Below are 24,721 nucleotides of genomic sequence, written 5' to 3'. Positions count from 1 at the left end.
ATGACGGCCTCGGCTCATCCCGCCATGATAAAAACGGACCGTTAAATATTCAACTTATTTAAGGGATGTTGTACTAGATCTGCGCGCGCCCGCCATCGACGAACAATTCGATACCCGTGACAAAGCTGGAATCATCGGAGGCAAGGAACAGGGCTGCTTTCGCTATTTCTTCGGGCGTGCCCATGCGGCCCATCGGGATAGTGGACACAATCCGGGCCATCGCATCCTCAGGCTGCTGATCCACTGCTGGTGTTTCGGTCGGCCCCGGGCTAAGCACATTGGAACGAATGCGCCGATCCTTCAGCTCAACCGTCCAGGCCCTGACAAAATTACGTATGGCAGCCTTGGTTGCCCCGTAGACCCAGAAACCCGGCGTGCCCTTCACGCTGGCAACCGAGCCGGTGACGATAATGGAGGCCCCGTCATTCAGCAGAGGCAACGCCTTTTGCACCGAGAACAATGCACCCTTCACGTTCGTGTTGAACAGCCCGTCGAAGTGCTCCTCGGTCATTTCGTCTAACGAAGCGAACGCGCCAAAACCGGCGTTGGCAAAAACAATGTCGACTCGACCTTTCTTTGCGACGATCTCGTAGAGCCGATCCAGGTCGGCGAGATTGGCGACATCGCCTTGAACACCCGTGACGTTGCGGCCGATTGTCTCTACCGCCTCATCCAGTTCCTTTTGGCGGCGACCCGTAATAAAAACATAAGCCCCCTCGTTCACGAAGAGTTGCGCACTCGCCAGACCAATCCCCGTGGAGCCGCCCGTAATGACAGCAACCTTGCCTTGCAATTTGCCCATGACTATTCCTCCGATCGAAACTCAAACATGCTCGTCACGCAGTCGCGTGGCGTGGCATGGTTTATCCGCGTCAAGCCGGGAAGCGATCTCCGAACATTGGCAGTCCGCTCCTGGATTCCGCCTGCGTCGCCTCGTCCTGAATCACATCCCAGTGTTCGGCCAGACGACCGTTTGCAATCCTGACGATATCGACGACAACCCACGCAGTCGGACGGCCGATACCTGAAAACCGCCGTGGAGGAGAACGTAGTCGTCTTCCGCGACGATCACCGCGTGCTCGTATCGCAGTGTGTCGGGAATGCTGGCAACCAATCTGAACAGGCCGTCGCGGCCCGGTTCGATGTGCGCACTATGCTGGATGTAGTTATCCGACCAGAAACGAGCGGCCGCCTCGTAATCCCGCTTGTTGAAGAGGGTATCGAACGCCTCGAGCACAAGCGCCTTGTTTTGTTCGGGGGTGGTCTGTGACATGAGATGTACCTCAGTGGCAATTCAGGCAACGGCGCGCTTGAGCGCAGAGACGTCGCCTTGCTTCGGAACCGGCGCGCAAATCGACACCGCCCTCCCTTGCTCAAGGACTGCGCGAGTACCCGCCGCCAGACGAACTTCTGAACCGCGAAGTTCGCAATTCGCCTAAGCATCCAGGATGCCGCCGCACGAATAACGTGAGGTCAACGCTCGGTTGCTTTGAACTGCTGGCGCTTTACGATTGTGATCACCATCGTTTAAGCATCATGATAGCGCATCTTGTCAAAGTCAATGGTGTTCACCATCGATTTGTGTAAAATGGGGGAGAATGACCCACAGTCAAGGAGAAGCGTTCATGGGTGTCTCAAGGCAGCAAGCCATTGAAAATCGGCAGTTGATCATCGCCGCAGCGGAAAAACTCTTCCGTGAGCGTGGCGTGGACGCGGTGGGATTGACGGAGCTGACGAAAGCCGCGGGCTTCACTCAAGGCGGCTTCTACAACCATTTCGAGTCGAAGGATGCGCTGGTGGCGGCGGTGATGGAAAACGCCATGGAGAACGGCGCCAGTCGACTGATCGAAGCGATCGAACAGTCGAAAACGATGGGGCTGGACCCTATCAAACGTCAGATCGATTGGTACTTGTCCCCCGATCATCGGAGCGACATTGAATCCGGCTGTCCGGTATCCACATTCGTTGGTGACGTCCGGCGCTTGAGCGTAGAGGCACGCAAGTCCTACGCCGAGGGGCTTGCATTTAATCTTGATTGCCTCGCCGCAGTGCTTGCGGGCACAAATAAAAAAGAACGTAGAAAGAAGGCTATTTCAGTCTTGAGTCAACTGGTCGGGACTTTGACGCTATCGCGTGCCGTGGTCGAAGCTGATCCGGACCTGGCGGACGAAATATTGAAAGACGGGCGTCGCCAGTTGTTGCTTGCCTTGGTACACGATTGATCGGGATGCGCGTGCCCCTGGTAGACGGCTTCGGGTCCCGCCAGGCAACTTTCATCGACGATGTTTTTTGCCTGCGCCCGACGCCTGATGTAGCAATTCGCTTGCGCGGCTTAGCGGAATCGAAAGTCCGAATTCGTTGGAGTGCTTACGCGTCCGCGACTAAAACAAAGACGATTCCCCGTCAGTGCTTCGTACCTCGAACGTTGGTGGTAACTGCTGCCCTTCTTCCATTCGCCTCGATCGACTGAATGCGCGCCTGTATCGGAAGAGGAGATGAATTAGTTGCCTCGGAAAACCCGCGCTATCCTGCTTTCCCAAAGACACAAGCAAACATCTGAACGGTTCCCTCTTCGACCTGTGTCCCGCAAGCCTGTTGATCGAGCGTCCGTTCTGGAGCGCGACGTCTGTCTCTTGCGGGTCGACTTGCACCAGTTTGTGCTCTCACGCATCTCCATTAGGGTTAACCCATTCGAAACTGTGCGGCAAAGTACCTACAGTTCTTGCATACCAGCTCGCTTCAGACGCGGGGCATTTCTGCATAGGGGCGTCCGGCGGTGTTTCCGCAGTTCCACGAACTGAAAGGAGATGACAAATGGAGATCCGCAATCCTTCCCCCGGCCTCTACAACGAAGATCTCGCGCCCGCCCGGGAGCGCAACTGGGGCGCTTTCAGCATCTTCAACGTCTGGACCTCGGACGTGCACAGCCTCTGGGGCTACTACCTCGCCGCCAGCCTGTTCCTGCTGTGCGGCAGCTTCATCAACTTCGTGCTGGCGATCGGGCTCGGCTCGCTGGTGATCTTTGCGCTGATGAATCTGATCGGTTTTGCAGGCGAGAAGACCGGCGTGCCCTACCCCGTGCTGGCGCGCGCTTCCTTCGGCGTGTGGGGGGCGAACCTGGCGGCGCTGGTACGCGCCGTGGTGGCGTGCTTCTGGTACGGCGCACAGACGGCAGCAGCTTCGGGCGCGATGGTCGCGCTGCTGGTCCGCAACGACAGCCTGCTGGGGTTCCACAGGGGCGCGCACTTCCTGGGCCACTCGGGGCTGGAGGTGATCTGCTACGTGATCATCTGGGCGCTGCAGTTGCTCATCATCCAGAAGGGCATGGAGACGGTGCGCAAATTCCAGGACTGGGCCGGACCAGCGGTATGGGTGGCCATGCTGATCCTGGCGATCGGCCTGTGCGTCAAGGCAGGCGGCTTTTCTTTCACCAGCGGCATTCCGATGAACGTGCTGCTCGACAAGACCAAGGACGCCGGCGTCAACGGCGAGCCCGGCTCGTTCTGGGCGCTGATGGCAGTGGGCGCGACCTGGATCACCTACTTCGCGGCGCTGTACCTGAATTTTTGCGACTTCTCGCGCTACGCGAAAAACCGCAGCGCAGTGAAGAAAGGAAATCTGTGGGGCCTGCCGGTCAACTTGATCGCGTTCTCGCTGGTCGCCGGCGTCACCACCATCGCCGCCTTCAAGGTGTACGGCGAAGTGCTGCTCCACCCCGAACAGATCTCGGCCAAGTTCGATAGCTGGGTGCTGGCGCTTATCGCGGCGCTGACTTTCGCCGTCGCCACACTGGGCATTAACGTGGTAGCCAATTTCGTCTCGGCGGCGTTCGACATCTCCAACACGTTTCCCAAACTGATCAGCTTCAAGAGAGGCGGCTATATCGCCGCGGCCATCGCGCTGGTGCTCTACCCGTTCGCGCCGTGGGAAGGCAACGCCGCGCACTTCGTCAACGCCATAGGCGCCACGATGGGCCCGCTGCTGGGGATCATCCTGGTGGACTACTACCTGGTGGCCAAGGGCAACATCAACGTCGCAGCCCTGTATGAGGAGCACGGCGAGTACCGCTATGAAGGCGGCTGGAACATCAACGCGCTGGTCTCCGCGGCGGTCGGCAGCGTGTTTTCGACCTTCCTGCCCAACTTCACCAACTTGCTGCCGGCCTGGTGGAATACCTATGGCTGGTTCTTCGGGGTGGTGATCGGAGGCGGCATGTACCTGATCATGGCGACGGTGCGGCCGCGTACCTCGATCGCAGCGACCCGTGCTTGATGATTTTGGTTTTACCGGGGTGTTCGAGGCGGTTGCCCTCGTCCAGATGTTGCTTGCTCCGCCGACCTTGCTCGCGTGCGGTTGGTGAAGTAGATTTCATTAAGAGAGGCTTCAGGCGGGAGGGACTGTCATGGAACTGAGCGTAGAACACGTCGATGTTTGGGCAGCGACCATCGAGGACAAAGCGGGCGGGCTGGCGCAAGTATTAAGCGCCTTGCGCGATGCTGCCGCGGACTTGCAGTTTGTCGTCGCGCGTCGCACGCCGGAGGCACCGGGCAAGGGCGTCGTGTTTGTCGCGCCGCTGCAGGGGGAGAGGGAAATCCGTGCCGCGACACAGGTGGGATTCAGCGTCACCCCGAGTCTTCACTCCGTCCGCGTAATGGGTCTGGACCAGTCGGGGATCATCGCGCAGTTGAGCCAGATGTTGGCAGACGGCGGGATCAACCTCCGCGGGGTATCCGCCGCTGTACTCGGCACACAGTTCATTGCTTATCTCGCGGTCGACTCGCTGGCTGACGCCGAAAAAGCCGTGGACATTCTGCAGCGGGCCTGAAAGGCCCGTGCCGGACCGCGAACTGGCTCGGCTTTTCCTGTCGAGCCAACGGGGTCGCCGTGTCTCACATGACTGACGTAGACGCTGTTCAATCCGGCACCGTCGCGACAGTCAGCGTTCACCGCCGGGCCAGTGCCGTCGGTTCAGCATCTTTTCCTCGGGGCGTAACGTCAGGACCCGCACACCGTTTCGGGTCACGGCTACGGTGTGCTCAAATTGAGCGGACAGTTGCCCATCGCCCGTGACGACCGTCCAGCCATCTTCTTCGGTCCGAACGGCATGCCGCCCCTGGTTAATCATCGGTTCGATGGTGAACACCATTCCTTCCCGCAGCACCAGACCCGTTTTCGGCTTTCCCCAATGCAGCACCTGGGGATCCTCGTGCATTTCACGCCCAATGCCATGCCCACAATATTCCCTCACCACCGAATAATCGTTTCTCCGGGCGTGCCGCTCGATGGCATACCCCACATCACCAAGTCTGGCGCCTGGACGAACGGCCTTGATTCCTTTCCACATAGCTTCGTACGTCACTTGCACAAGTCGTTTAGCCGGAGGCGACACCTCGCCAACAAGATAAGTTTTGCTGGAATCAGCGATATAGCCATTTTTCTCCAACGTGATATCGAAATTAACGATATCCCCGCTTTGCAATATATCGGTCGTGGATGGAACACCGTGGCAAACCACATTGTTGCGGGAGGAGTTAAGTGCATAGGCATACCCGTACTGCCCTTTGCTTGCCGGGCGTGCGTTAAGTTCATTCACGATGAGGCTATCGACCAGATCGTTGATCTGCATGGTCGACATGCCGATCAAGCCCAGCCGATCCAGATAGCCGAACACATCCGCCAGCAATTTGCCTGACTCTGCGAGCAATGCGATTTCTTCCGGTCGCTTGGTCATTTGGAAGCCACCTTGACGGCTTGCTCCACAACGCCCGCGGCTCGCAGTTCGCGAGCCATGATCTCATTGAAACTCTGCGTCGGATTCATTTCGCACAACATGCCAATCTTGATCCAGAAGGCCGCTTGCGCGTTGATCGACCGACACGACACTGCGCTCGCCTTGCGTATTTGATCGTGCAAATCATCGTCGATATTCACAATGCCCATGCCATTCCCCATATACGATTCATATATGGATCATATACTACCCGCCGCCTGTGTCAACCGTCGGCTCTTGAGTTGTAGTTAGGGGTTCCCTCCTTGGCGGCGCATTCGCAACCGTTTTACTCAAGAAATGCCCGCGTCTGCCGTAATCAGGAAAATTAGTTTCCAATTGACTTACGGAGGCAGTGTTGAAGAGGTGGTCCAGGATTTGTATCGGCCTGACATGCATAGCGTTGAGCGGCTGCGCGACACGGCAGCTTGTTGCAACGCCATTGCCTGAATCGCGGGTTGGCGTGAAGAGTTACGCCGAGATGTCTTATCAGCCGCTTGCAACAAACGAAGCGAAAACGATCGACTTCGATGCAAATACATCAGCAGTTGCCCGATTCCCGGACGGGCTTGGCGTGTATGCCGCGTTCTCGATACAGCAACAGCCAACAGCGACCGTTTTGCGCGTGCGCACATGGTTTTCAAGTTCGTGGTTGCCCCTGGCAACCGTGCTACAGCCGTTCGTCATGTTCCTCGATGCCGACAAGCGTATGGTCAGCAACGTCGAGTCATTCAAAAGCACAAATGGGTCGACGTTCCTCGACGGCGGGTACAAGCAAGGTTACTTCGCTGTTCCAGGGAACGCGCGATTCTTCATCGTATATTCGGCTTCCTCGGAATCCGATCGTATGGTCCTGTCAGCTCAAACCGGGAAACTGTGGGCGATCCCGAATGCTTATAGCGGCAAGATCGAGGTCAAGCAGCAGTTGTCGCCGCAATGAAAGAAAAAATGCAAATAAAAACTCTGTTGGGTAGCTTGTCGGTATTTGCCGTCTGCAGCCTCGTGACCGGATGCGTCACGACGAACTACATGCCGCCTCCTGGTGTGCCGACTGCGCAAATACGGTTTCGCGAGATTAACGAGGGAGGGTTCCACCTGTATCAACCTCCCCCGTTGCCGGGGTGCTACCTGCCGAGTGATCCGGCGGGTGGTGACCCAATCGGTGTTGCTGACGTTCCGCCCAAGAACGACACAACAATAGTTCTGATCCCTTCGCATCGACAGCAGCCTCGATTAGGAATGCCGATTAATGAAAAATATATCGACAGAAGCTATTTCGAGCTCAGGATGCAAGCAGATCATTTGCTAACCTTGCGGGTGAGGTCTCCGGGCTACGATCAGTTCGATACCGCATTTCGTTTCACGCCGCGCTCGGGTGAAAACTATGAAGTGACGGTCAAATTCGGTATCCCGTTTGACGTTCACGTGTATCACATCGACGCCCATGACGGACACTATTCCGAAGAGCCCGTCAAGGATCTCGAGATTGTTCGCCGATGCTCATAATCCTGCTGCAGCACATAGCTCAGCGAGCAGTGCTTCGCCCGACCATGAAGGGCGCACGTCGGCTCGCTCCGCTTCCCGCACGAGTTCGCATAGCCGCTCGTTCACCGGTGCCGTTTGCCCAAGGCATTGAGCGAGGCGCACGACCTCGCCGTTGATCCAGTCGATTTCCGTGGCGCGCCCCATCGCCAGGTCGTCGGACATCGACGAGCGCGCGAGCGGATCGATCGTCAGCATTGTGCGGCCCAGCCGTTCAAACAACGCATCAGGCACGCCGAGAACACGCGGTATCCAGGTGGCCGGAAGCGGCGTCACTCTGGCGGGTCGTATGTCGGCCCGCTTGAGAAGCGCAAGCGCTTCTTTCTGCGCCATGCCAAGGCAGATCCGGTAGGCCCGTTGCGAGAGCTCCTCCTTCAAAGGCCGGTTCGCTAACGCGTTGATTGCATTGTTGAGGTTGAGCAACAGCTTCGCCCACTGCACCGGCAACATGTTGACGTGCTGGATCAGCGGCAGACCCGCTTTGCTGAACTCGTCGACGAACGGCTGCATGGCCGCCGTATGCCTGATCTCCAGCTCGCCTGCCGAGCCTTGATGAAATGCGCCGGGACCGCGTTCGACGACATTGAATGGCACCATCCCTTCCAGCACTGTGTGCTGCGGCAGCGCGGCGCGCAGCACGTCCGCATTGCCAACGCCGTTCTGGAAGCTCACTACAATCGTGCCAGGGCGAAGCACGTTCGCCAGTTCTGCGGCGGCCGCGGGTGTCGCGGCAGACTTGACGGTGACGAGCACGAGATCGGCTGCGGCGGCGGTGGCCGCGTCCGTCGACACGTCGGTCCGCTCGGGCGGCACATGCCAGTGGCGATCGTCGTGCCGCGACAGCGTGATGCCTTGACCGCGCAACTGGTTGGCCATGCGCGCACGCCCAATGAAACTGACGTCGCTGCCGCCGGCAAGAAGCCTCCCGCCAACATAGCAACCAATAGAGCCGGCGCCGTAGATACAGATCTTTGCCATACAGGTTCTCAGGTAACCTACCCAATTCCGTTCACGATGCGTTGAATCGGCAGACGCGACCCATGACGCTTACGCTGTTCGCTCAGCACATGCCAACGCATCGTACGCAGTGCATCGTGCGAAGGGACAGCGGTCAGTCAGCATAGCCGGGGTTGTGGCGATCAAGCCGACGCAGCAGCCCGGGCCACACCAGCTTCCCGGCACCACCGCTGGTCACCTGACGAATCTGTTCCTTGATGCCGGCGAAAACCGGCTGTGGAATCGGAGTCAGCTTTCCGCCACCTGCCTGGGCACGCACCTGAATCATGCAGGACGCTTCAAAAAAGTACATCGCGACGAAGGCGTCCGCAGCCGAAGCGCCGACCGTCAGCAGACCGTGGTTGCGCAGCATCAGATACGAATTGCTTCCGAGGTCCTGAACCAGACGGGGCTTCTCGGCTTCATTGAGCGCGATGCCCTCGTAGTCGTGGTAGCCGAGCGACGCCAGCACACCCAGTGACTGCTGGGAGAGTGGCAGCAACCCCGCCTCCTGCGCCGACACGGCCACGCCGTTGACCGAGTGAGTGTGCATCACGCAATGGGCGTCTTCGCGTGCCGCATGCACGGCGCTATGGATCGTGAAGCCGGCCGGATTGACGTCATACGGCGATTCGGAAACCTTGCGGCCGTCCAGATCGATCTTGACCAGCGAAGACGCCGTGATTTCGTCAAACATCATGCCGTACGGGTTGATCAGGAAATGATGTTCGGGACCGGGCACGCGCGCCGAGATGTGGGTAAACACCAGATCGTCCCACCCAAACAGTGCCGTGAGACGGTACGCGGCCGCGAGATTGACTCGCGCTTCCCATTCGGCAGGGGATACGTCGTTCTTCAGACTGACAGCAGATGAGGCCACGTCGACACTCCTTATTCGATGATTCAAACAATGGAATAACCTGAGACAACGCCCTGGGAAATCGCTCATTGGGTTGCGGCGACGCAGCAGGTGCATCAAGGGCCAAAGTCATGGCGTCGTCCGATGCGAGTCCACATAATGCTCGCGACCCCGCTTAAAATCTGTCAGATACCCGACAAGCCGGCACGCCAATGGAATCCAGTCTGCACCGCTACCGGTCACAACTCGAAACAACGCCGTGGTTCCGGGGCCTGCCCGTCGAATTGCGGGACTACCTCGTTAGCCATGCCACCCTGATCACGCTGGAGAAGGGCCAATTCCTGTACCGGCGCGGCGACCGGTCCTATGGCCTGTACGCCGTGCTGGGCGGCGCACTCGCTATCGGCACGGTCGGCGTGGATGGGAAAGAGGCGTTGCTCGCGGTGCTCGGACCGACTGCATGGATAGGGGAAATCTCTCTGTTCGATGGCCTGCCACGTCCGAACGACGTCACTGCCGTCAGCAGGACACTTTTGCTGCACGTTCCCGAGCCCGCGCTGCAGGGTCTGCTCGATTCCACGCCCCGCTATTGGCGAAACTTTGCGTTATTAATGACGCAAAGACTTCGGGTTTCGTTCGAGAACGCCGAAGCGATGACCCTGTTGCCCGCGGCACAGCGCGTGGCGAATCGTCTGCTGATGATCGCTGGAGGTTATGGCGGTCTCAACGCCTCGCAGAGCAGGATAAGGGTCTCGCAAGACAGCCTCGCTTCTATGGTGTCTCTTTCGCGACAGACTACGAATCAGTTGCTCAAGAACCTCGAAGGTCAGCGCATATTGAGCCTGAAGTCCGGGGAAATCGCCATTCTGGATGTCGACCGGTTGCGCGCAGCCAGTCTCGGCGATCCAGATCCGTGACGGGTCCAACGCGGCCGACGCGGCCGACGTTGTTCCGGACGGGGCCAGGTGATATTGCGGGGGATGAAAGGAATCACAGATGTTTGGAAATGGAACTCACCAACTTCCGTAGTTCGTCGAACTGCGTGATCAACTGGAGACACAGGACGAACGCCAGCATCGAAGACGGTCCTGGGTAGCGTTCAATCCATCGCAACAATGGAGTCGCATAACGCGTTCTAACGGAGTCGCGCGTCATGACGTAAGTAATGGCGATCCCAATCGCGGCCCCCGCGAGCAAGTCGGTCGGGTAGTGAAAGCCGAGATAAGCGCGCGGAACGCAAATGAAGATCGCGGTGTATAGGAGAGCCAGCACACCAACTCGGCGCCAGACAATAAAAATGCCCGCCGCGACCGACATCCACAGCATTGCGTGATCGCTCGGAAACGAACTCCACGTCGGCAGCATGGCGTCCGGTAGCGAGCCAGATGCAAAGTGCAGATGCAGGTTGGGTTCGTAAAGAGGACGTACCCGGAATGGCAACAAATCAGCGAGGAGTCTTCCAATGGCGAGTGCCAACAGACTGCTCACGATCGTTGCGATGACGATTTCGCGCTGCCGTTCGCGACGCTCGCCAGGTTGGAACCATATCCACCACAAAAGGGGGATGAGCACTAGGCCCTTGAACGTGTACAGATCTGTGAGGGCTTTTATTGCATGGTTAAATACAAAACCAAAGTTTAGTTTTGTAAGAAATGTCTCGATAGCCGTATCAAAGCTGTTCATTTTTTGTATGTCATATGAAAGTAGAGCGAGCAAAACGGGAACCGCGCCCGTTCTCGGGGGCGCTTGGATGACGAGTCACCGCGAACATAAAAGCGACAGAAATAGCATAAACCATTCCCGGAGAACCGATAACCAGCGCTGACAATGGACGGGGACTTCGCCTCATAGGCTGTCCTAACGAGCTTGCTCAAGGCATCAAGGAGGTCACAACGCTCCGCGTGGCTCTGCGACCAGGTGGCGAGCGTCGCCTCGATGGCGTTTGATCCCGGTTCGCCGTGAAGGCTCGGCAGGCGCCAAGCATCGAACATGACTGCGCTGGTGACGTGCGCGGCGAACAGCCTCACGCCTTTTCTGGCTGCACAACTCGAGCGCGGCAACCTCAGGGATCTCGACTGTCGCACTGACGGACAGGCACCGTTTTGCCCCTACGTCCGGCAGGAAATAGATCGAGGAGTTTCTCATTGCGGCTGAGCCTGTTTGCCAACCTCGACTCCTACCCTCCTGCCCTGACGCGACGCGACAAAACGGCACCGACAATTGGTCATCCGCTCCATGGGCGAATTGATACGAGGCAAGACCTCAGCTCTTTTTTGATGTCTTGGCGATAAATGGCGTCGGTGCGTGCTGAGACGTCTCGCTTCCGCACTTCGGGCAACTCGGATGGGCGCTCTTGTGTTCAGCGAGATGTTCAGCGTGCTCGAACAAATGGCCGCACTTCTCGCAACGATATTGGTACGTTGGCATTTGCACTTCTCCAACACGAATCCACCTGGCCGGCCTGATACGACTCATCAGCCCTGTCCGGCACTGTGAAAATCCATTCTAGTGCAGGAAATGCACAGGCATGCATCTCCGGTTCGTACTAGGCTTCGATTATGGCCAAGGCGGTCGCCGTCCGGCGAAACGTGATGAACTGATACCCGTCTGCTGGCGAAAACCGCTTCTCCCCCAGTGTTCCTGGCGGCACAGAGCGAGGTCCGATATGCAAGTGCTTACGGTAACAATTGTCAAACCCGAAGCGACGAACTTCATCCTGGGGCAAAGCCACTTCATCAAGTCTGTCGAGGATCTGCACGAGACAATGGTCGGTACCGTTCCGGGTATCAAGTTTGGTTTGGCCTTTTGTGAAGCGTCAGGTAAGCGCCTTGTGCGTCAGTCTGGCACCGACGCCGACCTGATCGAGTTGGCTTGCCAGAACGCCATGGCCATTGGTGCGGGCCACAGCTTCGTGATTTTTCTCGGCGATGGCTTTTACCCCGTCAATGTTCTGAATGCGATAAAAGCTGTGCCGGAGGTATGCCGGATAATTTGTGCGACGGCCAATCCCACGCAGGTTCTGGTTGCCGAGACAGACCAGGGGCGCGGCATCCTGGGTGTGGTTGACGGATTCTCACCGCTCGGCGTGGAAAACGAGGAGGACGTTCAATGGCGTAAGGATCTGTTGCGTGCTATCGGTTACAAAATGTAGGTACGGTTGCTCTCCTCGCGCGACCCGCTTGCTCATCGACCCATCGAACCATGGAACATTTGCGTCTGCAACCCGGCACGCTGTGGCCAGCCATCCTGCGTCAGACTGAGCATGCACTGCGTTGTGGTGCACTGCGGCCAATCGAGACAATCCAGACGGTGCTCGAAGAACGCGGCATGCGCTTTCTCGTCCGCCAGGTTTCCAGCCTCGCGCGCAAGGAGGAAACCCGGCAGGCGCGCAAGGTCGAGGCGGGGGCGTGCAGCGCGGTGAATCCGTTCCTTCCTTACGACCCCGACCTCTTTGTAGCCGATCTCTCGGACACTCATGTTGCCTTGCTCAACAAGTTCAACGTCCTCGATCATCATCTCCTGATCGTCACCCGTTGCTTCAAACCTCAGGAAGCGCTGCTCGAGTTCGCGGACTTTGTTGCGTTGACCGCCTGCATGGGCGAGTTCGACGGCCTCGGCTTCTACAATGGCGGAGCGGAATCCGGAGCGAGTCAGCGCCACAAGCATCTGCAAATCGTGCCACTGCCGCTCGGAGAATCAGGTCCGCCGCTCCCCATTGAATCCGTTCTGAGGCCTGAGGATATGGAAGGTCCGATCGGCACGGTACCCTGCTTGCCTTTTCTGCACGCGTTCGCCCGTCTGGAACTGGCTCCTGCGGCCTCGCTGCGCGCAGCACACGCCGCGTTCGATTGCTACCACGCGTTGCTCGAAGCTACGGGCCTGCGAGCGATCGAGATGAATGGCGAATTGCATCAGTCGGCACCGTACAACCTGCTTGTCACCCGTCGATGGATGCTGCTCGTGCCCAGGTATTCGGAATGCGTCGAGGGCATTTCAGTAAATGCGCTGGGGTTTGCCGGATCACTCTTCGTGCGTGATGCAGCACAGATGGAAGTCATTGAAAGGCTCGGTCCGATGTCCGTGCTGCAACGCGTCGCGGTCCCTGCCGCCTCGGGTCGACAGGGACCATCTGCATAGCGTTTTCGCTTTAAGGCTGAACCTCTAGCGTACGCATTGCCTGGATGTTGCGAATCGAGATTCGCTTGATTAACGTAATCGTTCAATCAGCATACCGAATTGATATTCCAGCACCGTGTGCAATTGTGTCTAGCGATAAGCGAGCCAGACACGGGCCGCGCCTGTGAACTGCATCGGCGCGGCCTGGTGACTGTACGGGTCGTTAATGGAGCGACAACTCCGTTAGCTCATCGACTCCCCGTCACGTCCGCAACGACATCGCCCTTCTTCAAATCCGTGGGCCGGGTATGTGCCCGAGCTCAGGCATTCATCCCTCCATCCACCGTAAGATTCGTCCCGGTAATGTATGAGGCCTCCGGGCTGGCGACGAAAGCTACCATTGCGGCGATCTCCTCAGGGCGTCCATAGCGGCCGAGTGCTGTGGCGGCCTTCTGTGGCACTGCCCAATCGCCTGAGGCGGGATTCAGGTCTGTATCGATAGGACCCGGCTGGACGTTGTTGACCGTGATGCCCCGGCCTCCCAACTCCCTGGACAGCGCCTGGGTGAACATCCTGACAGCTGCTTTCGTGGCTGCGTAGGGCACCAGCCCTGGCGCAATGGCACGCTCACCCACCGCCGAACCGATCATGATGATGCGGCCACCATCACTCAGGCGCTTCAGTGCAGCCTTGGTCGCAGCGAATGCGCCGCGGACGTTGATGTCGATCACTCTATCCATCTCCTCGAGCGTCGTATCTTCGAACGGTTTCGGAATGGCCGTGCCGGCATTGTTCACCAGCACATCCAGCCGCCCGAATGTCGCAAAGGTTTTTTCGATCGCGGCCTCGACAGCTTCGACGTCAGTCGCGTCCGCCTGAATCGCAATAGCCTTTCCGCCATTGAGTTCAATCGCTTTGACCACGGCCGACGCCGCGCTGGCGTCCTTCGAGTAGGTAAACGCCACGCTCGCGCCATCCGCCGCAAGACGTTTCGTGATTGCCGCACCGATGCCACGTGAACCACCCGTAACGAGTGCCACTTTTTGAGCTAACTTGGACATATGATTTCCTAAGGTTTCCGTGAGCGTTTCACCGCGTCACTAATCCACTGAATAATTGACGGTTGTCTTTGCCTGTAAGGGTTTCTGCAATCGAATCCACGAACTTCTTCATGGCGCCACTTTGATCCATGGGCGTGCAACGACTATAGGTTTCTGCGGAAGGTGCGACAAAGACCTTGTATGCAGGGGGGCATGCCTCTCGGGCATCGCGGGAGGAGCCAAACGAAAAAACAAACGGTCGCTATGGAGCCGGTGGAATGCCCCCCGGGTCGAGTTCTGCCCGATGCGGACCGGTCAACGGCGGCCCAATCCGCCATTTCAACGTCGAACCGGATTCGGCCATCTCCGGTCGTCCGGTTGATTGAAAGCGCGGTCACTGCAATGGCTCATTTGCTTCCAACATCGGCCCGTCGTCTTTACTGATTCTTGTGCGCTACAGTTGCTATGGTTACCTCACGATTTGTCCAAAACTGCACGCTAGGTCGCCACGCTATCCATTTACCCGGCCAGATTGGACGCAAAGCAGATCAGGTTGCCGTCGAGATCGCTAACGATCAGGCTACGCATGGCCCAAGGTTCGTCGCGCGGTGCTTGCCAAATATGAGCGCCAGCTGCTTGCAGTGAATCGTGCAGGACGTTGACGTCGGAGACCTCGACGAACGCACTTAGCAGCGCCTCGCCGGCGGCGTGATCGATTACAGGCCTGGCCACATGGCGGATTGCCAGAATCGCCTCATCGCGCGCCACGTGAGCGTAGAAAGGGGTTTCGCCGTAGACGAACAACGGGTGGAAGCCAAGCGGCCCCGTGTAGTAAGCGAGTGCCGCCTGGAAGTCTTTGACGAAGATGTTCGGAATTGCCTGTTTCAACATTGCTATCTCCTTGCGCTTTCCTGCGTCGGGTTTCTTCCGTCGTCCGCGAACACGGCCTTCAGCCCGCGCGGCGGCGAGACCGGCGGAGGTCCGCTCCCGGATCATGGCGTGTTCGAACCAGGCTAAGGCCCCGGCCATCTGCATCATCGTACGCCCGGCCACGGTGGCGGCGTCAATGTTCATAAGGGGCGAGCGGCCCCTGTACACTCGAAAGTGGTCATTGCATTGGCCTGTTTCAGAACGACGGCTTTAGGTCGACAGGACGCGTTTGGCGCCAAACGTGGGGCAGAAGGGCACCCCAAAATCGCGCGCGGATCTGCCCCACGCTGCGCGGCTTCCAGGACTGGCTCTTTGCTCAGCTCGACGCATGAGCGGCAAAGCATGAAAGTTGCTGAACGGTAAGAACGCTGACAAACCGTAATTGCGCAGACAGTCGGGTGCAATTCAAACGCCACCAGGCTTGTCCAAGCAATGTGGCCCTGCTATCGAGGCGCCGTTTTGGCCGGGACGAAACGAATGGCGCACCTCATGCCTGGCCCGCTCTTTCCGAGGGAGAAATCGTGCAAAAGAAAATCGTTATTCGAGCTATCGCGGGAGGCGTTTGCCTGATGGCGCTGTCCGGCGCGGCGTTCGCTCAATCGCTGGCGTATACGAATCAGCCTGTGGACGTTTATGCGGGTCCGTCCGGGGACTATCCGGTGGTCGCGCAAGTGCCGCCTGGCGCGCAGCTTACGGTGTACGGCTGCGTTACCGATTACAGTTGGTGCGACGTCGAGGCGCCCGGACTGCGCGGCTGGATCTACGGCGGATATCTCGACTATCCGTACCAGGGTACCGAGGTGCCGATCATGACTTACGGCGTGCAGATCGGGGTGCCGATCGTGGCGTTCTCGTTCGGGACTTACTGGGATCACTACTATCGCGGCCAGCCTTGGTATCACGACCGGGACCGGTGGGAGAATCATCCGCCGCCGATGCGGGGCGGTCCGCCGCCGCATGGTGGTCCGCCGGCGGCGGGCGGTCCGGCCATGAACCCGAGGCCAGTCATGCACGGCGGCCCGCAGCCGCAACCCCAGCCGGGGTACGCTCATGGGCCGACGCAGCCGCAGCCCCAGCCGGGGTACGCTCATGGGCAGCCGCAGCCCCAGCCGGGATACGCTCATGGGCCGACGCAGCCGCAGCCCGGATATGAGCACGGGCCTGCGCAGCCACCCCGGCAAATGATGGGCGGTCCTCAGGGACAGGCTGCCGTGCACCCGGGCGGTCCGTCCGGTGAGCACGGCGGCGAGGCGCGCGGCGGCAATGGAGACCACAATCATCCGCCGGATAACCATTAGCGGTTGAACGCTTTTCGCCCGCCACCGCTTCGCGACCGCATGGCAACGCGCCTGGCGCCCATGTCGCTCAATTCGACGAATTATCGTCGGGGTGATCGTGAAGCGGGTCCGGGCTCTTTTGCGTCGAGCGCAACACGCCTGCGTCGTCGAAATAGAAGTGAAAGAGCTGGTACCACGTATTGTCTTCCAGGTACCGGTAGGTCCAGACTTCGCGCTTGGCTAGCGGCAGGTACATCGTTTCTTCGGGACGGCCGAAATTGACAAGCACGTCCGCGCGGGTCCATTTTCCCGGCTCCGCGCGATAGAACTCCAACGGCTGCAGCACCTGGCGGACGTCGACGACTTTGCCGTCCGCGTCGATATCCGCGGCGACGGTGGTTTCGCCCATCGGTTGCGTCGGCCACATCAGGCGCTTGCCGCCATTCGGAAGGTCATAGGTTTCTTTGGGCTGGCCTAGCGCGGCAGTCACGGCGGATTCCGGCTCGCCGGTCTTGAAGCGATCCCATGGTTGAACGCAGGCGCTCAAGGCAAGTGTCAACGCAAAAGTAAGCGTGATGCGCCACACGTCCAAGCGATGCTCAAGTGGACAGCCGATCTTCGATTTGCGCCGTGTCATGCCGAACCTCGTGTGCGGTGCAATGCATGAGGGTTGGACACGGCGCGCCGGAGAAGATCTGAGGGCTTCAGAAACCGACGAGCTCGACAGGTTCGTAATCGCGGCCACCGCGGGCTTGCCGGTCGAGTCCACGCTCGCATGCTCATGATGACGACAAGTATAGATCTGCGCGGGCGGTGAGCAGGTAAGGTTGCGCGTGAAGATGTATGGCAGATCGGCGACGGGCGACGGATATCAGGGGTTGATGATTTGAGGCGGTAGACGGCCAAAGCGGAACTGGCAGCAGCGGAATTCGACGCAACAAAGCCGCCATTCAACGCGGCGAGCAGCAGAGTGGCCTCGATTGGTGGACGCGTTGGCGATCGTTGAACAGAGCTTGACATGCAAGGGATTGCTTGCCTATCATTCATGCAATAGATTACTTGCATGTAGCCGTCCATGCCCGAGCGCCTCGATGACACCGACCTGCTGTTCAAAGCCCTCGCCGATCCCAGCCGGCGCAAGCTGCTGGACTTGCTGCAGGCACACGACGGCCGCACCCTCAATGACTTGTGCGAGCACCTGGACATGACGCGGCAGGGCGTGACGCAGCACCTGGGCGTGCTGGAGACGGCGAACCTGGTGGTCACCATGTGGCGAGGCCGCGAGAAGCTGCACTTCCTCAATCCGGTGCCGCTGCAGGAGATCTACGAGCGCTGGATAGTCAAGTTCGAAAAGCCGCGCCTCAAGGCGCTGGGCGACCTGAAACGACGACTGGAGAAAACCAATGGCTAGATCGACCTTTGTCTACGTGACCTACATCCGCACCACGCCGGAGAAGCTGTGGTCAGCACTGACCGACGGGGAGTTCATAAAGCAGTACTGGTTCGGCATGCACGGCGAAAGCAAGTGGACGGCAGGATCCTCGTGGAAGCTGGTGTCCGGCGACGGTCAGATCTTCGACGCCGGCGAAATCGTCGAGGCCGAGCCGCCAAGACGTTTGGTGATCCGCTGGCAGCATCAGAACAAGCCCGAACTCAAGGCCGAAGGCGAGTCGCGCTGCACGATGGAACTGGAACCCAGTGGAACGGCGGTCAAACTCTCCATCACTCACACCATCGAGCGCGAACCCTCGAAATTCATCGAGGCGGTGTCCGGCGGCTGGCCGAAGGTCATTTCCAACCTCAAGTCCCTGCTGGAGACCGGCTCCATCGTTCTGCAGGATCCCTACCCCATTGAGAGCGCCCACTCTGGAAAGGCGTAACCATGGCAAAGGTCATTTTTGGAAACCATTCGCTGGTTCTGGTTCCGCGCGGAGCAGCCCGAACGCGCTGACCTCGGTCACGTGCACAACAGAGAAGAGGCCCCTGGGGCCTCCCTTTGTGTCGAACTCCGTGGTTGTCACGGTTACCCCCACCCTGGTACTTCGCAATCTAGCCTTCACCCAAGCGGCCGGTGGCGGAGCGGACGGCAGTGAAGGGTCGCATGCCGTCGATCGGCGTCAGACAGAAACCGACCACAAAACGACACTCACAATTTTAGAAACGCGCCTGGATCGTACGGCAACCGGTGCGCGACTGCGTTCGGAATCGGACACGCGGTGTCTTGCTTCCAGCGCTACACGCTGTTGCGTTCCGCATGCAGCGACTCGACATCTTATCCTGCACTCCTTAGCGAAGTGCAACCGCTACCGCCTCGTCAATCTGCGGCGCAAAGCGTGCTTCAACATTGGGCACCGCGAAGCCAATTGACAGTTCCAGATACGCGTCGCCAAGCACCAACTGAACGAATGTCGCTGCCCGCAATGCAGCAGTCGATTCGTCAAATCGCTTTCGCAGAATTTTTGCGGCGAAGGCACGCACGACCTTTGCACCATTTTCGTAAAACACCTGGCCGAGTTCCGGAAGACGCTCGGCCTCAGCAACGATGGCCCGGTAAAGCCTCAGATAATCCGGCGTAATAAGGCTTCGTGCCAGCAACCATCCCAACTCGCGCAACTCGACTTCGGGTGCGCCATCGGTTTGCTCGCCCTGAGCGCTGGCAAGCAGCGCGCCCACCTGAGCGCACATCGCGCTGACCAGACCAACGAAGAGCGCCTCCTTCGACTTGAAGTGGCGGTACACCGTCTGTTTGCCGACGCCGGCGGCCGCGGCGACATCGTCCATCGTTGCCAAACCGAAACCCTCGCGTAAGAAAACGGCTTTCGCGCCGTCGAGGATTGCGGACCGCTTGCGGCATTGCAGCGGGCTCAGGCCCGGGAAAGAAGAAGTGTCCATGCGAGATAAATAACAGATCATTGAGTAGTTGACAAGACTGGTCAGTCTCGTTTAAATTTGCCAAAACGAGACCGATGAGTCTCGTTTGTATAATTTTTCAACTTCGCAGCCAATCATTGGAGAACGCTTTGAAACTGTTCATTACAGGTGGTACCGGCTTCATAGGGCAAGCGGTGGCGCGCAAGGCAATCAGCCTCGGCCATCAGGTGACGGCGCTGGTGCGTGAGGACAGCTCGGCGGCCGCCAGCGCGCTGGCACGTCTCGGCGTGACACTGCATTCCGGCGACCTGCGCGAGCCACAGTCTTTCGCTGCGACTGCCGGTGCCGCTGATGGCGTGGTGCACGCCGCGTCGACGAACGATGCTTCCGCCGCTGCTGCTGATGAGGCCGCGGCTGTAGCAATGCTTTCGCATTTGCATCCGGGCGCGGCGTTTGTCTATACGTCGGGCACCTGGGTCTACGGCAATACGGAGGGGGAGCCCGCAACTGAAGCATCGGCGCTGAACCCGACACCACTCATCGCCTGGCGGCCCGCAGTGGAGCAACAGGTGCTGGCGCTAGCAGCACGCCGCTCGATTGCTGCAGTGATCCTCAGGCCGGCGATGGTGCACGGCTACGGCGGCGGCGTCTTCGGCATGCTTGCCGGCATGGTCCGTCAGACGGGCAGTGTGAGGATCGTCGGCGATGGTCGCAACCTCTGGCCTGCCGTTCACGTCGATGATCTCGCCACGGCCTACCTGAGCGCGGTGGAGCGGGCGGCAAGTGGGGACGGTCGAGTCGCGGGACAGATCTTCAACGTGGTCGCGGAAGACGCCGTTGCCGTTGCCGAAATGGGTGAAGCGATTCGGGCCTCGGTCGGCGCCGATCGCGTCGAACCCTGGCCGCTCGACGATGCCCGCAAATCGCTTGGACCGTTCGCTGACGCACTGGCGCTCGATCAGACAGTAAGCGGCCAGCATGCCCGGGGAGTTCTTGCGTGGAAGCCCCATGGCCCCGGCCTGATTGCGGACCTCTCCGTACAAAAGCACTTTCAGCAAATCAACGGAGCATGACCATGGCGTGGAGCAGTGCATCTTTCGAATCAATTCTCGCGATGATCGCAGCGGTTCTGTTCGCGGTTGCCGGGGTGGTCAATCTCGCAGGACTCGGCGCGGTGAAGCGCGATTTCGCGCGCTGGGGTTACCCGGCATGGTTTCGTTTGCTCTGTGGCGCTCTTGAGTTGTTGTGTGCGGCACTTCTTTTTGGACAACAAACCAGGGTTTTGGGTCTGACGCTGGCCGGTGCGATCTTGGTCGGCGCGCTCTTCACGTTGCTACGAAACCGGGAGCCGTTCGGGCATCTCGCCCCGGCGCTGATCTTCTCGGCTCTCGTCGTGGCTACTGTGGCGCTCCGCGGTTGAGGCTTGCTCGCCACCAGGCGAGTGAGCCCGGGACGATAACAGGCCGCGCGGGCAATCCGTGCTGCAGGTACTTGAAATACGCACATGGATAGCGGCATTGGAGCAACTCCAATTTGATCACGTGCGCCACGTGTCTGCTTTTTGTAGCGATGGCTGGGCGCTCCGGGTCGCCCGCCGCAGATCACCGCTGTACGTGCCACGGGAAACGGCCCCTCATGCATGGGGCAGCAGGCGGCCAGGAGCCGTCACTCACCGTCTGTTCTGGCCCCGCAGCCGGAACGCCCGGTGCGCCAGTACCTGCGTCGCTTTGTGGCCGGTGGGCGCCGCAAAGGGCAAGCGGCTCTTCACTCGTGCGGCCAGAAAAGAGACTGTCCTGCCCGTCCGGTCGGCTATCATGCCAATCCCCTCCGAAGTAGCTCCTTATGATTTCCGTCCGTAATGTCACGCTGCGCCGCGGCGTCAATGTCGTACTCGACAGCGCGTCCGTCACCTTCACCCCCGGCGAAAAGATTGGCCTTGTCGGCCGCAATGGCGCCGGGAAGTCGTCTTTCTTCGGCCTTCTCAACGGCACGCTGCACGAAGATGGCGGCGAGTTCTCGATTCCCGCTGCATGGAAGATGGGCCAGGTCGCGCAGGATATGCCGGAGACCGAGCAGAGTGCGACCGACTTCGTCATCGATGGTGACACCGTACTGCTGGCCGCCCAGGCCGAAGTAGCCGCCGCTGAGGCCAGTGACGATGGCATGCGCATGGCGCACGCCTACATGGCCCTGCACGACGCTGGTGCACACGATGCCCCCGCACGTGCCCAAGCGCTGATCCAGGGCCTTGGCTTCAGTGCTGAGCAGCTTAGCCAGCCGGTCAACAGTTTCTCCGGCGGCTGGCGCATGCGACTGCAGCTGGCGCGCGCGCTCATGTGCCCGTCCGACTTGCTGTTGCTCGACGAGCCGACCAATCACCTCGACCTCGACGCGCTGGTCTGGCTGGAAGCGTGGCTCAAGCGCTATCAAGGAACCATGGTAGTGATCAGCCACGATCGCGAATTCCTCGACGGGGTGACGCAGGTGACGGTGCACGTCGACAACGCCAAGCTTGTGCGTTACGGCGGCAACTACAGCAAGTTCGAAGAGATGCGCGCTGAGCAGATGCTGTTGCAGCAGGCCTCGATGGCCAAGCAGGCGGACAAGATCGCCCACCTGCAGAAATTCATCGACCGTTTCAAGGCCACGGCCTCGAAGGCGAAGCAGGCGCAGAGCCGGGTCAAGGCGCTCGAACGCATGGAGAAGATCGCGCCCGTGCTTGCCGACGCAGAGTTCACCTTCGAGTTCAAGGAGCCGCTCAACGTCCCGAACCCGCTGTTGTCGATGCTGGACGCGAGCTTCGGCTACCCGGCGCCGACCGACGCACCGCCGGGCACGCCGCCCACGGTCATCGTGCGGGGCATCAGCCGATCCGTGCTGGCCGGGCAGCGCATCGGCATTCTTGGTGCCAACGGCCAAGGCAAGTCCACGCTGGTGAAGACGGTGGCGCACGCGCTGGCGCCGATTGCCGGCGAAATCAGCGAAGGCAAAGGCCTGAACATCGGCTACTTCGCACAGCAGGAACTCGACGTGCTGCGTCTTCTCGACACGCCGTTGGAACACATGATCCGCCTTGCCAAGGACACGCCGCCGAACATGCGTGCCCCCGGTCAGAGTGGCACCGAACAATCGCTTCGCACCTTCCTCGGCACCTTCAACTTCAGTGGCGACATGGTCCATCAGGCGGTAGGCACGATGAGCGGCGGTGAAAAGGCGCGGCTCGTGTTGTGCATGATCGTGTGGCAGCGCCCCAACCTGCTGCTGCTCGACGAGCCTACCAACCACCTCGACCTGGCCACACGCGAAGCGCTGGGCATGGCACTCAACGAATTCGAAGGCACAGTGTTGCTGGTCAGTCACGACCGGTCCCTGCTGCGCGCGGTGTGTGACGAGTTCTGGCTCGTCACCAAGGGTGGCGTCGAGCCCTTTGACGGCGATCTGGACGATTACCAGCAGTTCCTGCGCGACGAAGCCCGTCGCATGCGCGAGCAGGCTGCCGGGGAGCAGAAGATCATCGCCTGAGTTGAGCAGCCCCTGGCAGTTCCAGTTTGAAAGCTGCCAGTGCAATCAGTATCAGCGAAAGCGGAACGGACTATCTATATTGGGTCGACTGCGGAAGTTCTGCGGAAGTTCGCCACCGGTCGGCCGCCGCGGCTGCCAACGCTGACCTCGTACTGCCGCGTTTGGGCATCTCCGGTCGTCCGGTTGATTGAAAGCGCGATCACTGCAGTGGTTCATTTGCTTCCAACATCGGCCCGTCGTCTTTACTGATTGTTGTGCGCTACGGTTGCTATGCGTATCCATCCGGCGGTCCGCGAGCTGCTCCCGACGCTGCTCGAGGGTCTTGCGCGTGTGAAGTGAAAGTTGACGTGAGGTCGAGCCATGCAACTTCAATCGGGTAACCTTTTCAGCTTCGAAGCGAAGCTCGGCGGCGAAGAGCGCATCGACATGCTCATCACGGGGCAGCGCCTGAACGTGGAGCGGATCGTGTCCATGGGACACGCGAGTCCCGAGGGGTTCTGGTACGACGACTCGCGCGCCGAATGGGTTCTACTGCTGTCGGGCGCGGCCGCGCTCGAGTTCGAAGAGGACTCGACGCTACACGACATGCGTCCCGGCGACCACGTGCTGATCGAGCCACATTGCCGGCATCGCGTTGCGTGGACGCATGCCAAAGAGCAAACCGTCTGGCTCGCGATCTACCACGAACGCTGAATCGAGCGCCGGTTCATACGCCGAATTTGACCATCGTCGAGAGCTCAGAAAGCCGAAGTGTTGTCCAGTGCCGCGGTTAGTGAGAGCTGGCTCTCTGATTTTGTTCGGCTTTCAAACCGCGCTGGCACGGTAGAGCCGTACGCGCGACGCAGAAAGTGAAATGCCGCTCGCGCCGGTCAACTCGCATGTCCGGCTGGCGATCTCGCGGTTTCGAGACGGTGACCGGAGCTATACAGATGTCCGCTTTTCGTTTCGTTCGCGTCATACGGCCATGTGAGTTTGCGCTTGCCGAAAACTGGAGCCAGTCCAATCAGTAGCCCTCGATACGAGAGTTCGCGTCAACGCCGCATCTTCTGATTCTCGGAGCGGGCCTATGCTGGTGTATCTAACGCCGCAAGGACGACATTGCGCGCGTGGAGCAGGACAGATTTGAGCTCGTCTGCGGAAACCTCTGCAAACCCGAGTCCCCGGAGCAGAAAAATACCTTCAACAGCCAGCAGTGCGTGACGTACTTCAGCAACCTCACCCTGTTCTGATCGAAGCGGATCGAGCAGTGCATGGTAAAGGCTTCGCACCGGCCCCAGCATGTCAGGGGCGTGCACCAGGGCGGTTACGAGAAAAGCCGCCATTTGCGTCGAGGCGTCGTCCTCGTCCAGGGCTTCCTCGATATGCGCGAGGACCAATTCGACCGGCCCAGTTGGCCCGCTGCCAAGTCGCCGACGCACTGCCTCCTGAAACCGGGCTACTTCTCGTTCTAGCGCCGCGTGTATCAATCCATCCTTGGTCGCAAAGGTATAGACGAGACCGCCCTTGCTGATTCCCGCGCGCTCGGCGACGGCATCGAGCGTGAAATTTCGGCCACCTGATTCGAGGATGACGGCCTCGGCAGCATCCAAGACCCTGTCTTTGTCGATTTCCTTCTTTCGTGTCACAACAACCCCTTGCTTTTTCGACTGATCAGTCGGATACTATTTCCGACTGACCAGTCAGATTAACGCAGCGATGCTCGCGGCGCAAGATTGTTTCTCAGCTAATTCCATTTCTAATTCAATAGTGTAATAATAAGCACACCTTCCATGTAGAGGTGCGCGCGATGGTTCGTCAAGCG

At 59.4% G+C, this 24,721-nt stretch carries 28 protein-coding genes; 15 read left to right on the top strand and 13 right to left on the bottom strand.

Annotated features, from left to right (window positions below; translation table 11 throughout):
- Positions 1–73: 73 nt before the first annotated feature.
- Together AWB69_RS41975 and AWB69_RS41970 are read right to left on the bottom strand one after the other, a co-directional pair.
- A complete protein-coding gene (locus tag AWB69_RS41975) occupies positions 74–802 on the bottom strand; it encodes an SDR family NAD(P)-dependent oxidoreductase (RefSeq protein WP_062092664.1) in 729 nt (242 codons plus the stop codon).
- Positions 803–943: 141 nt separating this feature from the next.
- The gene (locus AWB69_RS41970) at positions 944–1,273 is read right to left on the bottom strand and encodes a nuclear transport factor 2 family protein (protein WP_231937423.1); all 330 of its coding nucleotides are present in this window, start codon (positions 1,271–1,273) and stop codon (positions 944–946) included.
- Positions 1,274–1,625: 352 nt separating this feature from the next.
- Here AWB69_RS41970 and AWB69_RS41965 point away from each other — a divergent pair, with 352 nt between their 5' ends.
- From AWB69_RS41965 to AWB69_RS41955, 3 genes are all read left to right on the top strand, one after another.
- Complete coding sequence (locus tag AWB69_RS41965; RefSeq protein WP_062092663.1) at positions 1,626–2,222, top strand: TetR/AcrR family transcriptional regulator; 597 nt, start codon at positions 1,626–1,628, stop codon at positions 2,220–2,222.
- A 592-nt stretch (positions 2,223–2,814) separates the two neighbouring features.
- Positions 2,815–4,272: an NCS1 family nucleobase:cation symporter-1 gene (locus AWB69_RS41960; protein ID WP_062092662.1), complete on the top strand. Its 1,458-nt coding sequence runs from the start codon at positions 2,815–2,817 to the stop codon at positions 4,270–4,272.
- Between the two features lie 130 nt (positions 4,273–4,402).
- Positions 4,403–4,825 carry an ACT domain-containing protein gene (locus AWB69_RS41955; protein ID WP_062092661.1) on the top strand — a complete coding sequence of 141 codons (423 nt, stop codon included), beginning with the start codon at positions 4,403–4,405 and terminating at the stop codon, positions 4,823–4,825.
- A gap of 111 nt (positions 4,826–4,936) precedes the next feature.
- Here the strand turns inward: AWB69_RS41955 and map are convergent, their stop codons facing one another.
- Together map and AWB69_RS41945 are read right to left on the bottom strand one after the other, a co-directional pair.
- Positions 4,937–5,731, bottom strand: a complete 795-nt coding sequence (gene map / locus AWB69_RS41950) for a type I methionyl aminopeptidase (RefSeq protein ID WP_062092660.1) — start codon at positions 5,729–5,731, stop codon at positions 4,937–4,939.
- Positions 5,728–5,940 (bottom strand): ParD-like family protein, encoded by a 213-nt coding sequence (locus AWB69_RS41945; protein ID WP_062092666.1) that lies wholly within the window; start codon positions 5,938–5,940, stop codon positions 5,728–5,730. Before AWB69_RS41945 ends, map begins: the two co-directional genes overlap by 4 nt.
- A 290-nt stretch (positions 5,941–6,230) precedes the next feature.
- On the opposite strand from AWB69_RS41945, the gene AWB69_RS41940 reads away from it, so the two are divergent.
- Positions 6,231–6,707, top strand: a complete 477-nt coding sequence (locus AWB69_RS41940; RefSeq protein WP_156529172.1) for a hypothetical protein — start codon at positions 6,231–6,233, stop codon at positions 6,705–6,707.
- Complete coding sequence (locus AWB69_RS48405; RefSeq protein ID WP_156529171.1) at positions 6,704–7,273, top strand: hypothetical protein; 570 nt, start codon at positions 6,704–6,706, stop codon at positions 7,271–7,273. Before AWB69_RS41940 ends, AWB69_RS48405 begins: the two co-directional genes overlap by 4 nt.
- Here AWB69_RS48405 and AWB69_RS41930 read toward each other — a convergent pair.
- Together AWB69_RS41930 and AWB69_RS41925 are read right to left on the bottom strand one after the other, a co-directional pair.
- Positions 7,268–8,287 carry a 2-dehydropantoate 2-reductase gene (locus AWB69_RS41930; RefSeq protein ID WP_062092657.1) on the bottom strand — a complete coding sequence of 340 codons (1,020 nt, stop codon included), beginning with the start codon at positions 8,285–8,287 and terminating at the stop codon, positions 7,268–7,270. The two genes, AWB69_RS48405 and AWB69_RS41930, sit on opposite strands and share 6 nt — an antisense overlap.
- Before the next feature lie 133 nt (positions 8,288–8,420).
- Complete coding sequence (locus AWB69_RS41925; RefSeq protein WP_062092656.1) at positions 8,421–9,185, bottom strand: class II aldolase/adducin family protein; 765 nt, start codon at positions 9,183–9,185, stop codon at positions 8,421–8,423.
- A gap of 191 nt (positions 9,186–9,376) precedes the next feature.
- On the opposite strand from AWB69_RS41925, the gene AWB69_RS41920 reads away from it, so the two are divergent.
- Positions 9,377–10,081, top strand: a complete 705-nt coding sequence (locus tag AWB69_RS41920) for a Crp/Fnr family transcriptional regulator (RefSeq protein ID WP_062092655.1) — start codon at positions 9,377–9,379, stop codon at positions 10,079–10,081.
- Positions 10,082–10,154: 73 nt separating this feature from the next.
- Here AWB69_RS41920 and AWB69_RS41915 read toward each other — a convergent pair whose 3' ends face one another.
- Complete coding sequence (locus AWB69_RS41915; RefSeq protein ID WP_062092654.1) at positions 10,155–10,847, bottom strand: phosphatase PAP2 family protein; 693 nt, start codon at positions 10,845–10,847, stop codon at positions 10,155–10,157.
- Positions 10,848–11,426: 579 nt separating this feature from the next.
- On the bottom strand, positions 11,427–11,591 hold the full coding sequence (locus AWB69_RS46565; RefSeq protein WP_075644087.1) for an FmdB family zinc ribbon protein: 165 nt from the start codon (positions 11,589–11,591) through the stop codon (positions 11,427–11,429).
- Between the two features lie 238 nt (positions 11,592–11,829).
- Here AWB69_RS46565 and AWB69_RS41905 point away from each other — a divergent pair, with 238 nt between their 5' ends.
- Positions 11,830–12,315 carry an adenosine-specific kinase gene (locus AWB69_RS41905; protein ID WP_062092652.1) on the top strand — a complete coding sequence of 162 codons (486 nt, stop codon included), beginning with the start codon at positions 11,830–11,832 and terminating at the stop codon, positions 12,313–12,315.
- A 50-nt stretch (positions 12,316–12,365) separates the two neighbouring features.
- Positions 12,366–13,301, top strand: coding sequence for an ATP adenylyltransferase family protein (locus tag AWB69_RS41900; RefSeq protein ID WP_062092651.1), 936 nt, complete (start codon positions 12,366–12,368; stop codon positions 13,299–13,301).
- A 299-nt stretch (positions 13,302–13,600) separates the two neighbouring features.
- Here the strand turns inward: AWB69_RS41900 and AWB69_RS41895 are convergent, their stop codons facing one another.
- Positions 13,601–14,341 (bottom strand): SDR family NAD(P)-dependent oxidoreductase, encoded by a 741-nt coding sequence (locus tag AWB69_RS41895; protein WP_062092650.1) that lies wholly within the window; start codon positions 14,339–14,341, stop codon positions 13,601–13,603.
- 498 nt (positions 14,342–14,839) lie between these two features.
- Positions 14,840–15,394: a VOC family protein gene (locus AWB69_RS49020; RefSeq protein WP_062092649.1), complete on the bottom strand. Its 555-nt coding sequence runs from the start codon at positions 15,392–15,394 to the stop codon at positions 14,840–14,842.
- Between the two features lie 377 nt (positions 15,395–15,771).
- On the opposite strand from AWB69_RS49020, the gene AWB69_RS41885 reads away from it, so the two are divergent.
- Complete coding sequence (locus AWB69_RS41885) at positions 15,772–16,548, top strand: SH3 domain-containing protein (RefSeq protein WP_231937422.1); 777 nt, start codon at positions 15,772–15,774, stop codon at positions 16,546–16,548.
- 67 nt (positions 16,549–16,615) lie between these two features.
- Here AWB69_RS41885 and AWB69_RS41880 read toward each other — a convergent pair whose 3' ends face one another.
- Complete coding sequence (locus AWB69_RS41880) at positions 16,616–17,164, bottom strand: hypothetical protein (protein ID WP_231937421.1); 549 nt, start codon at positions 17,162–17,164, stop codon at positions 16,616–16,618.
- A gap of 438 nt (positions 17,165–17,602) precedes the next feature.
- Between AWB69_RS41880 and AWB69_RS41875 the strand changes: the two genes are divergently transcribed.
- Positions 17,603–17,938, top strand: a complete 336-nt coding sequence (locus AWB69_RS41875) for an ArsR/SmtB family transcription factor (protein ID WP_062092647.1) — start codon at positions 17,603–17,605, stop codon at positions 17,936–17,938.
- Complete coding sequence (locus tag AWB69_RS41870; RefSeq protein ID WP_062092646.1) at positions 17,931–18,407, top strand: SRPBCC family protein; 477 nt, start codon at positions 17,931–17,933, stop codon at positions 18,405–18,407. The genes AWB69_RS41875 and AWB69_RS41870 overlap by 8 nt, the downstream gene beginning before the upstream one ends.
- Positions 18,408–18,813: 406 nt before the next feature.
- On the opposite strand, the gene AWB69_RS41865 is transcribed toward AWB69_RS41870, so the two are convergent.
- Positions 18,814–19,419 (bottom strand): TetR/AcrR family transcriptional regulator, encoded by a 606-nt coding sequence (locus AWB69_RS41865; RefSeq protein WP_062092645.1) that lies wholly within the window; start codon positions 19,417–19,419, stop codon positions 18,814–18,816.
- Between the two features lie 128 nt (positions 19,420–19,547).
- Here AWB69_RS41865 and AWB69_RS41860 point away from each other — a divergent pair, with 128 nt between their 5' ends.
- The 4 genes from AWB69_RS41860 (at position 19,548) to AWB69_RS41845 (ending at position 23,613) form a co-directional block, all read left to right on the top strand.
- The gene (locus AWB69_RS41860) at positions 19,548–20,471 is read left to right on the top strand and encodes an NAD-dependent epimerase/dehydratase family protein (protein WP_062092644.1); all 924 of its coding nucleotides are present in this window, start codon (positions 19,548–19,550) and stop codon (positions 20,469–20,471) included.
- Positions 20,468–20,818 carry a DoxX family protein gene (locus AWB69_RS41855; protein ID WP_231937420.1) on the top strand — a complete coding sequence of 117 codons (351 nt, stop codon included), beginning with the start codon at positions 20,468–20,470 and terminating at the stop codon, positions 20,816–20,818. Before AWB69_RS41860 ends, AWB69_RS41855 begins: the two co-directional genes overlap by 4 nt.
- 422 nt (positions 20,819–21,240) lie before the next feature.
- On the top strand, positions 21,241–22,920 hold the full coding sequence (locus tag AWB69_RS41850) for an ABC-F family ATP-binding cassette domain-containing protein (RefSeq protein WP_062092642.1): 1,680 nt from the start codon (positions 21,241–21,243) through the stop codon (positions 22,918–22,920).
- 360 nt (positions 22,921–23,280) lie between these two features.
- The gene (locus AWB69_RS41845; RefSeq protein WP_062092641.1) at positions 23,281–23,613 is read left to right on the top strand and encodes a cupin domain-containing protein; all 333 of its coding nucleotides are present in this window, start codon (positions 23,281–23,283) and stop codon (positions 23,611–23,613) included.
- Between the two features lie 371 nt (positions 23,614–23,984).
- Here AWB69_RS41845 and AWB69_RS41840 read toward each other — a convergent pair whose 3' ends face one another.
- Entirely contained in the window at positions 23,985–24,545 is a 561-nt protein-coding gene (locus AWB69_RS41840) for a TetR/AcrR family transcriptional regulator (RefSeq protein WP_062092640.1), read from the bottom strand.
- Positions 24,546–24,721: the final 176 nt, after the last annotated feature.

Source organism: Caballeronia udeis (assembly GCF_001544555.2).
GTDB lineage: Bacteria > Pseudomonadota > Gammaproteobacteria > Burkholderiales > Burkholderiaceae > Caballeronia > Caballeronia udeis.
The sequence above is the reverse complement of the archived record's forward strand: the minus strand, read 5'-3'. Positions and strand labels throughout refer to the sequence as shown.